Raw genomic sequence first — 12,032 nt, 5'->3', positions numbered from 1 at the left:
GTTTTAAGGATTACTTCAATGAACTTCTCGATACAATAATGGAGGTGATAAAATGGACCAGACCCAAAAGTGGGCAGTATATTTGATATTCCTCGTGGCCGGATTCGCAACGGGCATAGGGAGCATCGGCCTGTTTCCACAGTTCTGGCTCCACTATGGACTAACGGGCTTGGTAGTACACCTTGGATTCCTGCTGGTGTTCACTCTAGTTGCTATGTTCGAAACAGAGAGAGTCATGAAGTCAGGTTACTACTTTGTCGAGCTTTATAGAAAGATCCTTCAGAGACCTGCAATGATTCTAGCTATCGCGGTAACGATAATAGGGTTCCTCTCATACTACTCAGCAAACGTCATGCTTATCCTCCTCGGCCCGTATGTTGGTACTGGAACTACTGGTAGGCTAATAGCGAAGATCATAATGCTGGCACTGATGTTCGTGATAATAACCAGGGCAAAGGAAAAGACCTTTGCAATCATGTCCATTGGTTCGCTGTTCTTCATCGTGGTTACGATCTTCACCGCTATTCTCTTCAAGGTCAAAATCCCCCCGACGGCAGCGTTCCTTGCAACTGCGAAGCACATGGTCTACAGCTGGCAACCCATAAGCCTTTCAATGGTTAGAGCGGCCGCCGAGAGGGCGCTCTACGGTGTTGGACTGGGCTTTGGATTCTACATAATGCTTGGCAGTTTCATAAACGAACGCTTCAACGCAAAAACAATTATCGGTACGGGTATACTGATACAGGTGATAGTGAGCCTTTTGGCCACCATGACAATCGTCTATGCAATAGCACCTAGCAGTCCCGAGAGACTTCTCCTCTACGCTTATGGAGGAGAGGAACAGGCAATCAAACTTATGGGGGACTTGCCAGACATACTCTCGGAATATTCCTCCCTACTGATCTTGATAGCACTCTCAATATTCTTCGCCGGGCTTACCAGCATACTGCCCACTGCTGAAGTTGGTGTTCAGATAATATCCTCCATGTTCAACGTCTCCAGAACAAAAGCGGCCATGTATCTCATAGCCACATCACTACTCCTGGGCATTCCCGATTCAGTCCCGTCCATAGCAGACATGATGCTCAGGGCAGTCTCAATAACGATATTCTTCACAGGAATCTTCGAGCTGTATCCAGTGATATCCAGCAAGGTGCTGAAAATATTGAACTCAAAGCTCTCACCACTTGAAATGGGAATTGTCGTAGTGGCCATTACGTTCTTCATAATCGAGGGTCTGTACTCAATGTACTCAGCAGCAAAGCAGGGACACTTATACTTACTGTCCCCAGCAATAGCCATAGCAATAATTCTGTTCGGACTCCTGGCAGACAAAATATTGATTAAGGGAGCCCCCGCATGAAGGGGCTTCCACCTTTTCATTTGTGTGCAAAAATTGCAACAACTTTCTCCGGCTTGACGTCATCGATTCTAACGAAGCCGAAGCGCTCGAACTGGACGATGTCATCCACCTTAACGTCTGCGTCGCTCTCCAGCAGGCCCTTCCTAATGACAAGCTCTTCACCTTCCGGAACCCAGACCTCACACGTCCTTCCTTCTGTGACCCAGTGAACCATTCTCCAGCGGTTCTCCCTCGCAACCTCATATTCAAAGCTGTGAAATCTGCCCCTAATGCCTTCTCCATTCACTTCAAGGATTTCAACGTTGAAGAGATCCTTAAGCCTCACAAAGTTTCCGGGCTTGAACAGCTCCATGTCGTCCTTTGAGACATAGACCGGCTTATCCGGCTCAAACTTGAGCCTCCTAACCCCCCTCTCAGGGTAGTCGGGGTGGAGGGGTATCTCGGCCGTGAACTCCTGCGCCCCCTCAATGTACATCGGAATCGGGTCGGCGACGAAGAAGTACCTGTTGGCGATGGGCTCAACTATGCGCCTGTTTATCGCCGCGAGGTTATCCCAGCTTATAGTGGTGTCGCTCCTCTTGAGACCGACCTCTATGATCAGTTCCCTTATCGCCTCGGGCCTTATTCCGCGCCTCCTCAATGCCCTGATCGTTCCGAGCCTCGGGTCGTCCCAGCCGAGGTACTTGCCTTCCTCGATTCCCTTCCTCGTCTTGGACTTGCTCAGGATGACGCCCTCTATGGAGAGCCTTCCGTGGTGAACTGTGACTGGATATTCCCAGCCAAAGTACTCATAGACGTACCTCTGCCTCGTCTCGTTCTCGGCGTGCTCCTGGCCGCGGAAGATGTGGGTAACTCCAAGCTCGTGATCGTCAATGGCAGAGGCAAAGTTGTAGAGCGGCCAGACGCGGTACTTGTTGCCCGTTCTTGGGTGGTTTGGGTTGTCTATTATCCTGAGGGCCGGCCAGTCACGGACAGCAGGGTTTGGGTGATTGAGGTCGGTCTTTATCCTGACGACTGCCTCACCCTCTTTGTACTCGCCGTTGAGCATCTTCCTCCAGCGCTCGAGCTGGGCTTCGACGGGTTCATCCCTGTGCGGGCAGGCTATTCCCTTATCCCTGAGCTCGCGGAACTTCTCAGGCGGGCAGGTGCAGACGTAGGCCTTTCCCATCTTTATGAGCTTTTCAGCGTAGTCGTAGTAGATTTCAAGCCTGTCGCTGGCTATGTGAATCTCGTCTATCTTGAACCCAAGCCACTCAAGGTCCTCCTTTATCCACTCGTAGAATATCGGCTCAGGCCTCTTGACCTTTGGGTCTGTGTCATCGAAGCGGAGAATGAACTTGCCGTCGTACATCCTGGCGTATTCGTGGCTCAGAATGGCGGCTCTCGCGTTTCCGAGGTGGAAGGCACCGTCGGGGTTCGGTGCAAAGCGGGTAACGACCTTACCTTTCTCGGCCTTCGGGAGCGGCGGAAGGCCCTTCTTCTCCCCTTTCTTCTCCTCCTTCTCCTCAAAGAACTCGGGATAGATTTCCCTCAGTTTAGCCTCCTGCTCCTCGAGTGAGAGAGAGTTTACCTCTTCAACGACCTCGTTTACAAGAGGGACTATTTCTCTGGCTTTCTCTCTGAGCTCCGGGTTCTCTCCAAGGACTTTACCAATGACCGCCTTCGGGTTTGCCTTCCCCTTGTGCGTATAGGCGTTGATGAGCGCGTACTTCAGGATAAGCTCCATTATTTCCTCCATCTTTGACCACCGGGAATAGAAGAGGTAGGGACGTTATAAAGTTTAGTCTTCCGAGTCTTCCTTTCCTGTATTGCTTCATCGACCATAATCCAAAATCCAACAATTCCAAAAAGAAACCCAAGCACACCTAACTGAAGAAGAGCCAGCAGGATACCCAGAGCAGTACTCCAAATCACAAAGAGCAACACATCTATCCTCATTACAATACACCCAGAAGAATATTTACTTTCAGAAGTTAAAAAGATTGCGAAGAGAACAGAGAAAAATTAGAAATGAATCACTCAGCGAACGTGATAATCTTGAGACTAACAGGCCTTCTAACAACGTTGTACTTGCGGGCACCTACGATGTACTTGACTCCGCTCTCGCTGACCGTATCAATGAGCCTCTGGGTTATTACACCGTTGAAGACAACAGCATAGACGTCCTTGCGCTCTTTCAGCTGGTTTGTCAGCTCCCTAACTGGGATCTCCGTTATTACGTTCTTGTTCTCGTCGAGGAGCAGTGCGACGCCGTCCTTCTTTACCCGCTCGATGAACTCCCTGAACTCTTCAAGCTCGGGCGCACTCTTTGACGTTTCAATGGGTTTTACTATCTTCTCGACTGAAGGCCTAACGACGGTGGCTGGCTCCCTCTTTTCTTCGGGCGTTTCAACCTTGGGCTGTGTCTTAACCACTCCAAGCTCTGGTTTGGTTACCTGCCTTGGCTGTCTCTCACTTTCACTCTCCCTATCCCTGATCAGCTCATAGAAGCTTCTGCCCTTGTTGAACATTTCGTTGATGACCTGCTCAGCCGGTACCTTGCTCCTGAGGGCCTTCACAATCTCCTTCTTAGTAAGCTCTTCAACTTCCTTGCCCTCCGGTGCCCTAGCAACGTAGTCAACATCCGCCACCTGAAGAAGCTCCTTGAGGATAAGTTCACCGCCGCGGTCTCCATCTGTGAAGGCCGTGACTATCCTCTCCTTGCTGAGTTTGATTATCGTCTCCGGTATCGAAGTTCCCTCGACAGCTATGGCGTTCTTTATGCCGTGCTTGAGCAGGTTGAGGACGTCAGCCCTTCCCTCGACGACGATTATTGAGTCAGAGAACGGCACGTGTGGGCCAGCTGGGAGCTTCTCCGGACCGTACTCGATCAGCTCCTTGGCACGTACGGCCTTCTTGACCTCTTCGGTTATCTCCTGAGTCTCGGGTATCTCCTGCTCCATCAGGGTTTCAAGTATTTCCTTAGCCCTCTCAATGATGTACTTTCTCTTTGTAGCTCTGACGTCCTCAATGCGGAGAACCTTAATCCGGGCCTCTGCTGGTCCGACCCTGTCAATGGTCTCCAGAGCAGCGGCGAGAACCGCTGTCTCGACCCTATCGAGGCTCGACGGAACCGTTATCGTTCCGTAGGTCTTGCCGGCCTTGTTGTGAACCTCAACCCTTATCCTGCCGATCCTTCCGGTCTTCTGGAGTTCCCTCAGGTCGAGGTCGTCTCCAAGAAGACCCTCAGTCTGACCGAAGATTGCACCAACGACATCGGGCCTTTCAACGACACCGTTTGCCTCAAACTCAGCGTAAATGACGTACTTAGTCGTTCCGAACTCGTCCTTTCCGGACATACCATCACCTTCCTTGACCTTTTTTCGTTTTTCGGACAAAATCTGCTGGAGCACGGTTTTCTTTCTCTTCATTGGATTCCCTCCAGCAGGGGGTCAGAAACGGAGACAACCCGAAGGTAGAGACCGTACAGGTCTTCAACGCCCTTTATGTCCTTTCTGACAAGCTTCCTGAGTTCCTTCCACGTCTCTATGTCCACACTGCAGGGATAGCCGGCCAGATAGTTGAGGAGTTTTTTGGCCAGCTCTTCTCCCTTCTTATCAAAGTCTGTGAGTATCATGACCTCTTTGTAGGATGATGCAATGAGCGCCACCTCGGACAGGGGAAGGCGTGAGAGCCTTATTATCTCCGCTCTGACCCCCAGATTCCTTAGAGCCACCTCGTCTCGCAGGCCCTCCACTATGAGGGCACCCTCAAACTCTCGCAGTTTGTCTATAAGCTCCAGGAACCTTTTATAGTTTTCGGGGTACATGAGACCCTCGCCGGTAGATACTCACTGGAGTTATAAGGTTTTGGGTCTATGTGTATCTAACAGACCTCCCTAACTCTCCCGTGATACGCCATAGGCTCCTCATAGAACTCCTCTATGAGCTTCTGCAGCCTCTTAGACAGCTCAATCTGTTTGCCCCAGGAGCCTTCAATCTTTCCCTTCGCGGCCATCCTGCCGAGGAACTTCTTCATCTCATCGCTCAAAGGTGATGGCCTGCATCTCGCCCATGGGGTTCCAGGAAGGGGCATGAAGTAGTGCGCCCGTACCTTTCCACCCTTCGCCATAATCCACTTCATCAGCTCGATGCTCTTTCTCTGGCTTTCCTCGGTCTCGTTTGGCAGTCCAACAATGAAGTCAACAACAGGCTCAAAGCCATACTCAAGCATATACTCAACCGCCCTCTGGACGTGTTCAACCCTGTGGAGTCTGTGCATCGCCTTTAGCATGGCATCATCACCGCTTTGAGCACCTATAGCCAATCTCCTGTTGTCGGCGTAGTCTATGAGAAGTTCCAGCGTCTCGGGAAGGACGAACTCCGGTCTTACTTCGCTTGGAAACGTCCCGTAGAACAGTCTCCTGCCCTCCTTCCTCAGCGGCTGAAGGGCCTTTAGAAGAGCCTCAAGTTTGTCGAGTTTTAATATGGCCCCAGGGCTCCCATAAGCAAAGGCGTTTGGAGTTATGTAACGCATGTCCTTCATTTTTCTTGAATACTTAACGATCTGGTCTATCGGCCTGTGCCTCATGCGAAAGCCCTTGATATAAGGTGTCTGGCAGTAGTAGCAGCCGAAGGGACAGCCACGGGTGATTTCTATCGGCGAAATCAGGCGGACGCTCTCAGGATAAGGTGGGAAGCGCCAGAAGTCCTCGACCTTTGCAAAACCCGTAAACACGAACTTCCCGTTTAAGTAGAACGCAAGGCCCCTAATATTGGCGAGCTCTTTCGTGATCCTATAGCCCGTCTTCTTTAGAGTCGTGAGGAGCTGGTAGAGAACTTCTTCCCCCTCACCAATGACCGCTATGTCAAAACCGAGCACATTTAACGTATGTTTCGGCATGGCTATCGCATGATAGCCCCCCGCAACTAAGAGAGCCCCCCGTTCCTTCAAAAGCCTGACTTCATCTCTCAATGAGCCCCAGATTTCCTCGGTGAAGAAAGAGTACAGGACGATCTTAGGGTTAGCTTTGAGTATTTCATTGAAATCCTTGGTAATCAAAAGCTCCCCCATATCAAAGCCCTGACTCTCCAGAGCGCCAAGAAGGTGGACGAATGCGTTGTGGTTCCTCTTGGTCATCCTCACTGCTATCTCTGGCATGGGTTCAGAACAGTAAAAGGGTCTTAAAATGGTAACGGTAGGGAAACGAGAAGACAAAATCAGAAAAGAGCCAAAAAGGTCTTCAGGCCTTGATAGCAAGCTTGATGTCCTCAGCCTTAACGGTCTTCCTGCCAGCGTGCCTGGCGAACTCAACGGCCTTCTTGCTGAGCTCTATGGCGTACTCCTCGAGGTACTCGGCGAGAATCTTGGCAGCATCCTCGCTGACCCTCTCAGCGCCGGCCTTCCTTATAAGCCTGTCAACCGGGGCAATCGGAAGCTCGGCCATTCACAACACCTCCTTAAAAGGGCTTTTCATTAAGTTTTAGGCAATTGGAGATATATAAAGCTTTCGGTAAACGGAGCAATCTCTTAGGGCCTAATTCCAAATGAACCCTTGGATACATTCAATTTTTAGATATGAGTGCTACCAGTGATTTACTCACAGCCACAATTCAGGAGAGGGATATTGAACCCCATCAAAGGGCTTATCCAGGTGAAGCTTTTTAATCCCGATTAAAGAGTCCTGAAAAGCAGACAATCAAAGACAACCACAGTGATCGGGCTGAATCGCAATCAGGCTAGAGAAACTGAGGGAAATAGAAAACAACTGACTATCAACGTCTGTTATTGTTTCCTCTTTGAAAGCACAAGATTCTTGCTTCCCTGATAATTCCCACGGTAGGGATTTTTAGCAGGCCTCTCCAGTCTTATAAAAGCTATCTGAACAAAGCGCTCACTATAATCAAGTCTCACCGGCTCATTAGAAACATTGAAGAGACCCAGGGTGAGATTACCATCCCATCCAGGGTCAACCCAAGCAAATGAGCCAATCAAACCCTCTCTGGCCAGACTGCTCCTAAGCTTCATGTCCCCCATTATGTCATCCGGAAGCTTGATCCTCTCAAGGGTCAAAATTAGAGCGTGAGTTTTTGGGGGTATTGTAACTCCCCCCGCATCCTTAACGTTGATTATTTCACCGTTTACATAAGCTTCGTCTCCGACCCTTAGGTCGTAGCCCGCCGGCTGGAGAGACTCTTCGCTGAAAGGTTCAATCAAGATTTCTTTTCGAATTTTCCAATCGGGGAGCATCATTCAAACCACCGAAAGAGCTATAATTGAGAACTATAAAAACCATACGGCCGAGGATGAACGGTTGGCCCGGCACTGAACTGTGCTGAGGGCCACCACGTCTGAGGCGCAACGGGCCGGTGGCCTAGTCTGGACGGGGCGTCGGCCTTCGGAGCCGAAGGTCCCGGGTTCAAATCCCGGCCGGCCCGCCATAGAAACTTTGCTGGGCAAAGTTTCATCAAAGAGTGAATGTCCTTTTTACACTGTCGAGTTTTCAGTGATTCTTTCCTCCAATTAGCAGTTTTCGAGGGGTTTGCCCACAATATAACGCCCAAAGGGCGTTAAAAAGAAGAAAACCCGCACTTCTCTTCCTATTCATTGCGAGAATCCCCCAATCCACAGCCAATTTTCAAGGACATTCAAGCGTTCTTAACGGATAGCGGAAGAGTAGCATGCATTTTTAAGCAGGCTCATTTTATGAGGGGTTTACCTTCAATTGGCTGACTCAAAGGGATTTTCTCACCGTATAGTGCCCCAAAGGACACTAAAAAGAAAGTCAAAAATCACAATTAGTTATAGATTTTGGGAGTGAACCCACGCGAGCTTGCTTTCTGGAAAGCGCATACACTACTCAATAAGCAAAGTTCGAGAAGAAGGGAACATTTTTGGTCAAGCTTTTCCCAAAAGCTTGTTCGCCTGCGCGAAGTTTGATCAAGGCTCGTGGTTCCTTTTAAAATTGCATTTCTACAAGGATTTTCACAACACACAACCTGGTATCAGTGAATTCCCTAAATATCAGCCTGTTAAAAGGAGTTTCCAATCCCTTGACGCCCTATGGGCGTCGATTAAAAAAGCAAACTCACAAAGAGCGAGCAAATAAAAATAGATTCACAATCCAAGACAGCGTTCAAAAGGAAAATCCGCCCAAAACGACCTGTCAAACATGAACCACAAACTTTGATGAAACTTTGCTTGCAAAGTTTCTTGGTCAAGCTTTTTCCAAAAGCTTGAAGGGCAAAGTTTCATCAGAACACAAGAATCAGGAATATAGAAATAAGAAGAAAGAGTTCAGCCGAAGAGGGCACCGAGACCAGCGAGGGCTTCCTCCTCGCTGACCTCCTCCTCTTCTTCCTCTTCCTCCTCCTGAGCGGCCTCAGCGGCACCGCCCTCGGCAGCCGGAGCAGCGGCAACGGCGACCGGAGCGGCGACCGGCATGGCAGCCTTCTCGATGACCTCGTCGATGTTGACACCCTCGAGAGCGGCAACGAGGGCCTTTATCCTTGCCTCGTCCGGGCTAACACCAGCAGCCTCAAGGACTGCCTTGAGGTTCTCCTCAGTTATCTCCTTACCAGCGGCGTGGAGCAGCAGAGCGGCATACACGTACTCCATCTTTCGCACCTCCAATCATCTTCATCCTTTTTCTTTTATTACGGGTTGAGGGATACATGGGAAAGGAAATCAACCGAAGAGCGCGCCCAGTCCAGCGAGCGCGTCCTCCTCAGAGGCTTCCTCCCCTTCCTCTTCTTCCTCCGCCTCCTCAACCTTCTCCTCGGTCGGCTGAGGAGCTGCGGCAACTGCCATTTGTGCCTGGGCGTTTAAAAGTTCTTTGGTCTTCTCGTCGAGGAGGTCTTCAGGCAGGTTCTGCGCTATGAGCAGGACGGCACGGATAGCCCTGCCAAAGATGTCCTCCACAGTGTCCTTGGTGATGTAGCCGGCCTCGACTGCAACGTTCTTCGCTCCGAGGTAGGCCTTCTGGAGGATGGCCTCTATTGTCTGCTTGGTCGGATAGGCTAGGTTGACTGACAGGTTGAACGCATGCATGTAGGCCTTCTGGAGCATGTTGATGTACTCGCTCTCGTCAATTGCCAGGACCTCTGGTGTGTAAACAATCCCGTCCTCATAAGCCGCGAGCAGGTTGAGACCGACTTCAAGCGGCTCAATACCGAGGGCGTTGAGGATTCTGGCGAGCTGCTCGGTTATAACCTCACCGGCCTTAAGGACGGTGTAGTCCTTCTGGATGCTGACCTTACCCTTCTCGATCCTCGCTGGAATACCGAGTGCCTGCATCTCACCAACGAGCGGACCGGGAGCAAGTGAAGTTGGCCCAGCGGGGATAACAACGTCCTTAGGAACGACTGCCCCCGGTTTTGCAGGAGCAGGGGTCTTGCTCTCCTCAAGGAGCTTGTAGAGCTTGAAGGGGTTCATTTCGGTGGCAAGTATTGCAGCACCGCCCTGGATGTAGTCAATGAGCTTCTCAAGCTCCGGCTGTCCAAGCTCCTGGGCAGCCCTCTTTATGGCGAGCTCAATGAGGGTGTTCCTGCTGACCCTAAGGATGGCTTTACCACGGAGTTTGTCACGCATCTTGCTGAGCGGGTACGCTGGGACACCGGCCACGTCAACGAGCGCTATCACTGGGTGGCTCTTGATGATTTTGGTAAGCTCTTCAACTTCTTTCTTCTTCCACTCTGCCACGTGAGCCATCTCCCTCACCTCTCAACCTTAACGGCCGGGCCCATTGTGGTCTTGATGTACACTGACTTCACCTGGTTCTCACCGCGCTCAAGCTTGTTGATGATAGCGTTGAGCACTGCCTCAGCATTCTCAGCAAGCTTCTCGTCGTCCATGTCCTCGGTTCCTATTGGGGCGTGAACAACCGGGTTGTTCTTGAGCTGTATCCTGACGGTCTTCTTAAGCTTTTCAACTATCGGCTCGAGGTTGGTCATTGTCGGTGGAACGACCACTGGCATCTTGTTTCTCGGACCTAGGTACCTACCAAGGTACCTACCGATCTTCGGCATCAGCGGAGCAGCGGCTATGAAGAAGTCGTATTTCTTAGCGAGCTTCCTAGCCTGGCGCGGGCTCTTAGCCAGCTCCTCTAACTCCTCACCACTAATCACATCAAGCCCGAGCTTTTTAGCCGCCTCGGCCACGGCACCATCAGCAATGACCGCGATCTTTGGTTCTTTCCCACGACCGTGGGGCAGCACAACCTCAAGCTTAAACCTGTTCTCCGGCTTGCGGAGGTCTATATCCTTGAGGTTGACTGCCATCTCGACGGTCTGTGTGAAGTTGCGCGGCTTAGCCCGGGCCTTCGCCTCCTTCACCGCTTCCACGAGTTTCTGCCTGTCGAAGGCCACTTTACAGCCCTCCCTCTTATTTTCGTTGATTTAAACAGCCAAACGGAGAATCAAAGATGCCTTTAGGAATGTGTTTTTAAAGTTTTCCCCAAACGGGAAGGGAAAAAGAGGCCTCACTGGGCCTCCTCAGCCTTCGCGAAGAGTTCGTCATAGACACCCTCATCGATCTCTTTCTGGACTTCCCTGGGATCCTTGCCCTCAACGGTAACTCCCATGCTGAGCGCGGTTCCAATGACTTCCTTGGCAGCAGCCTTGAGATTCGGCGAGAGCATCTGGTCGATCTTCATTTTGGCTATCTTAATGACCTGCTCCATAGTAAGGTTGCCCACCGGAGTGTGACCGGGTTCCCCTGAACCCTTTGGAATGCCGAGCTCTTTTTTGATAAGCTGACTGGTTGGCGGGATACCGACCTCAATGCGGAAGGTCTTCTTCTTGGGATCCTCGACAATAATCTTGACGGGAACCTGCATTCCCTCGAACTCTTTGGTGGCCTTGTTGATCTCATCAACGACCTGCTTGACGTTGAGTCCAAGCGGACCGATAGCTGGACCAAGGGGCGGTCCCGGGGATGCCTTTCCACCTTCGACAAGAACTTCAACAACCTGTGCCATTTATCTCACCTCTCAAACTTAGTCCTGTTGCCCGTCACTCCTTCTGGCGTTTGCTTATAAGTCTAACGTATTCTCCCCTAACAGTCACGGGGATTGGTACCACAGAGCTGACGAGTTCGACGACTATTTCATCCTTACTCTCGTCAACGCGGACGACCTTAGCCTTCTCACCCTTGAACGGACCTGCTATTAGCTCGACGATGTCTCCTGGCTCGAATCCGCTGACTGCTGGCTTCTCTTCGAGGAAGTGCTCTATCTCACTGAAGGGAATCTCTCCGGGCAGAACGCGCTTTGCATGCCTAATGCCCCTGATTGCCTCTTCAACGGCGCTCTTATTGGGGGCCTCGATGAAGATGTAGCCCTTGACCTTGCTTGGGGAGAGGATCGCATAGATGGGCAAGTTGTACGTCTTGGCCTTACTGTAGATAAGATTGGCCGTAGTGGTTTCCTGACCTACGGTTACGCTCACTGTGAATATCTTTCCTTCTGCCATATGTGTTCACCTTTTAGAGCCATTAGGAACCAGTCACGAGGTAGCCTATGATTCTTATTATCATTCCAATGGTTCCAATAAGGATCATGCCAATGCCCGTTATCTTTGCAGCAAGCTTGAACTCTTTCATCCCAGGCTTCCTTGTGACAAGCAGCACCCTCTTGGACTCCGCGAGGAAGGATCTGATCTTTTCGGTGAACTCTGCCATTTCTAACCCCCCT

14 protein-coding genes and 1 tRNA gene are annotated in these 12,032 nt (G+C 50.8%); 2 read left to right on the top strand and 13 right to left on the bottom strand.

Annotated elements, in window-relative coordinates; genetic code table 11:
• Nucleotides 1–52: 52 nt before the first annotated feature.
• Nucleotides 53–1,363: a sodium-dependent transporter gene (locus A0127_RS08120; RefSeq protein WP_062390213.1), complete on the top strand. Its 1,311-nt coding sequence runs from the start codon at nucleotides 53–55 to the stop codon at nucleotides 1,361–1,363.
• Nucleotides 1,364–1,379: 16 nt separating this feature from the next.
• Here A0127_RS08120 and A0127_RS08115 read toward each other — a convergent pair whose 3' ends face one another.
• The 7 genes from A0127_RS08115 to dcd form a co-directional block, all read right to left on the bottom strand.
• On the bottom strand, nucleotides 1,380–3,101 hold the full coding sequence (locus A0127_RS08115; RefSeq protein WP_062390211.1) for a glutamate--tRNA ligase: 1,722 nt from the start codon (nucleotides 3,099–3,101) through the stop codon (nucleotides 1,380–1,382).
• Complete coding sequence (locus tag A0127_RS08110) at nucleotides 3,089–3,301, bottom strand: hypothetical protein (RefSeq protein ID WP_054841256.1); 213 nt, start codon at nucleotides 3,299–3,301, stop codon at nucleotides 3,089–3,091. Before A0127_RS08110 ends, A0127_RS08115 begins: the two co-directional genes overlap by 13 nt.
• Before the next feature lie 77 nt (nucleotides 3,302–3,378).
• A complete protein-coding gene (gene dnaG / locus A0127_RS08105) occupies nucleotides 3,379–4,773 on the bottom strand; it encodes a DNA primase DnaG (protein WP_054841255.1) in 1,395 nt (464 codons plus the stop codon).
• The gene (locus A0127_RS08100) at nucleotides 4,770–5,171 is read right to left on the bottom strand and encodes a toprim domain-containing protein (protein WP_062390209.1); all 402 of its coding nucleotides are present in this window, start codon (nucleotides 5,169–5,171) and stop codon (nucleotides 4,770–4,772) included. The genes dnaG and A0127_RS08100 overlap by 4 nt, the downstream gene beginning before the upstream one ends.
• Before the next feature lie 56 nt (nucleotides 5,172–5,227).
• On the bottom strand, nucleotides 5,228–6,502 hold the full coding sequence (locus A0127_RS08095; RefSeq protein ID WP_062390207.1) for a TIGR04013 family B12-binding domain/radical SAM domain-containing protein: 1,275 nt from the start codon (nucleotides 6,500–6,502) through the stop codon (nucleotides 5,228–5,230).
• 82 nt (nucleotides 6,503–6,584) lie between these two features.
• Nucleotides 6,585–6,788, bottom strand: a complete 204-nt coding sequence (gene hpkA / locus A0127_RS08090; RefSeq protein ID WP_062390205.1) for an archaeal histone HpkA — start codon at nucleotides 6,786–6,788, stop codon at nucleotides 6,585–6,587.
• A 338-nt stretch (nucleotides 6,789–7,126) separates the two neighbouring features.
• Complete coding sequence (dcd, locus tag A0127_RS08085; protein ID WP_062390204.1) at nucleotides 7,127–7,594, bottom strand: dCTP deaminase; 468 nt, start codon at nucleotides 7,592–7,594, stop codon at nucleotides 7,127–7,129.
• Nucleotides 7,595–7,704: 110 nt separating this feature from the next.
• On the opposite strand from dcd, the gene A0127_RS08080 reads away from it, so the two are divergent.
• Nucleotides 7,705–7,782 (top strand) — tRNA-Arg (locus A0127_RS08080).
• Nucleotides 7,783–8,638: 856 nt separating this feature from the next.
• On the opposite strand, the gene rpl12p is transcribed toward A0127_RS08080, so the two are convergent.
• The 6 genes from rpl12p to A0127_RS08050 all read right to left on the bottom strand — a co-directional run bounded on the left by rpl12p (nucleotide 8,639) and on the right by A0127_RS08050 (nucleotide 12,019).
• Nucleotides 8,639–8,959 carry a 50S ribosomal protein P1 gene (gene rpl12p / locus A0127_RS08075; RefSeq protein WP_054841254.1) on the bottom strand — a complete coding sequence of 107 codons (321 nt, stop codon included), beginning with the start codon at nucleotides 8,957–8,959 and terminating at the stop codon, nucleotides 8,639–8,641.
• A gap of 69 nt (nucleotides 8,960–9,028) precedes the next feature.
• Nucleotides 9,029–10,051: a 50S ribosomal protein L10 gene (locus A0127_RS08070; RefSeq protein ID WP_062390199.1), complete on the bottom strand. Its 1,023-nt coding sequence runs from the start codon at nucleotides 10,049–10,051 to the stop codon at nucleotides 9,029–9,031.
• A gap of 5 nt (nucleotides 10,052–10,056) precedes the next feature.
• Nucleotides 10,057–10,707, bottom strand: a complete 651-nt coding sequence (locus A0127_RS08065; protein ID WP_062390196.1) for a 50S ribosomal protein L1 — start codon at nucleotides 10,705–10,707, stop codon at nucleotides 10,057–10,059.
• A 113-nt stretch (nucleotides 10,708–10,820) separates the two neighbouring features.
• Entirely contained in the window at nucleotides 10,821–11,318 is a 498-nt protein-coding gene (locus A0127_RS08060) for a 50S ribosomal protein L11 (protein ID WP_062390193.1), read from the bottom strand.
• Between the two features lie 34 nt (nucleotides 11,319–11,352).
• Complete coding sequence (locus A0127_RS08055; protein ID WP_062390190.1) at nucleotides 11,353–11,811, bottom strand: transcription elongation factor Spt5; 459 nt, start codon at nucleotides 11,809–11,811, stop codon at nucleotides 11,353–11,355.
• A gap of 22 nt (nucleotides 11,812–11,833) precedes the next feature.
• On the bottom strand, nucleotides 11,834–12,019 hold the full coding sequence (locus A0127_RS08050) for a protein translocase SEC61 complex subunit gamma (RefSeq protein ID WP_054841251.1): 186 nt from the start codon (nucleotides 12,017–12,019) through the stop codon (nucleotides 11,834–11,836).
• Nucleotides 12,020–12,032: the final 13 nt, after the last annotated feature.

It is taken from the genome of Thermococcus peptonophilus, from assembly GCF_001592435.1.
Taxonomy (GTDB): Archaea; Methanobacteriota_B; Thermococci; order Thermococcales; family Thermococcaceae; genus Thermococcus; species Thermococcus peptonophilus.
This window is presented reverse-complemented; position numbering and strand designations above follow the sequence as displayed.